This is a genomic window from Terrisporobacter muris (assembly GCF_024621905.1).
Classification (GTDB): Bacteria; Bacillota; Clostridia; order Peptostreptococcales; family Peptostreptococcaceae; genus Terrisporobacter; species Terrisporobacter muris.
The window spans coordinates 1-1,352 of sequence record NZ_JANKBY010000556.1 but is presented as its reverse complement, the minus strand read 5'-3'; the positions used below and the strand labels follow the sequence as shown (position 1 = coordinate 1,352).

Genomic DNA, 1,352 nt, shown 5'->3' with positions numbered 1-1,352 from the left:
AAATTTAATCAAATTAAGATAATATATTAATAAATGGATAATTATGACAAACTATATAATAGAAAAGAATAAAATTGTAGGGGGAAAAATGATCAATAAGAAGAATAAATATGCATTAGCAGCATTATCAGCTACGTCTGTAATTTATGCTATAGGGGCAGGTAATGTACATGCAGACTCAAAGACTGGAGAAGTGACAGCTTATTCACTTAACATTAGAAGTGGACCATCAACATCATATAATGCTATAGGTGGACTTAAAAAAGGAGATAAGGTTGATATTTTATCATCTAAGGATGGTTGGTATAAAATTAAATATGGTAGTAAAACTGGATGGGTAAGTGGAGACTATATTTCAACTAAAAGTTTATCAACAACTGATTCATCCTCTACTGGCAAAAAACTTGTGGCAACAGCGGGATTAAATGTAAGATCAGGAGGTTCTACAAACTATAAAATAATAGGATATATTAAGAAAAATCATAGTGTAGAAATGATTGGAGTCGCAAGTTCTGGATGGTATAAGGTTAAACTGAGTGATGGAACTATAGGATATTCTAGCAATAAATATTTAAAAGAAAGTAATAGTAATTCGGGAAATACATCTAATGATAACTCGAATAATAACTCTAATAATACAAATAATGGTGCTACAGTTATAGAAACTTTGATTGCTACTGCAAATTTAAATGTAAGAAGTGGACCATCAACATCAAATAGCATAGTAGGATTAGTTTATAAAGGAAATAATGTGAGTATAGTTGAGCGTACAAATAATAATTGGTATAAGGTTAAGTTATCAAATGGGAAAATTGGTTACTGCTCTGCTGCTTATTTAAAATCAAAAAGTGAGTTAGACTCAGTAACAAATAAACCTGAAAGTTCTGATGATATATCTTCAAGCATGCAGGTGAAATCATATGCTTATTATACTGGAACTATAACTGCTACGGGGACAAAACCTATATTTGGTAGAACAATAGCAGTAGATCCAACAGTTATACCTTATGGAAGTAGAGTATACATACCTGAATTTGATAAAACCTTTATTGCAGAAGATTGTGGTGGAGGAATTAAAGGAAATAAAATAGATATTTATATGAATACAGAACAAGAATGTTTAAATTGGGGAGTTCGAAATATAACAATTTATATTCTTAAATAAAAAGCTAAGTTAATCTTAGCTTTTTTTATTGTAAGGAAATCATATGTTACTTATTCTATGGATAACATATGATTTGCAACTTTGTTAATTGAGCAACGGGCGAAGCAGTTGGCAATATGAAGTGGAGCGCCCACGCAGTGGCTTAAGCGAAGCGAATTTTTTATTTGTAAAAAATAATATTTTCATT

The 1,352-nt window shown here is 30.3% G+C and carries 1 protein-coding gene; it reads left to right on the top strand.

The window, feature by feature from the left end; all coding sequences use genetic code 11:
• The first annotated feature begins 88 nt into the window (after window positions 1–88).
• Window positions 89–1,165, top strand: coding sequence for an SH3 domain-containing protein (locus NSA58_RS20245; RefSeq protein WP_074429638.1), 1,077 nt, complete (start codon window positions 89–91; stop codon window positions 1,163–1,165).
• Window positions 1,166–1,352 lie beyond the last annotated feature (187 nt).

What these genes read in the sequence shown, in the direction of transcription:
- NSA58_RS20245 (WP_074429638.1), top strand. Translation starts at nt 89, where the DNA reads ATGATCAATAAGAAGAATAAATATGCATTAGCAGCATTATCAGCTACG.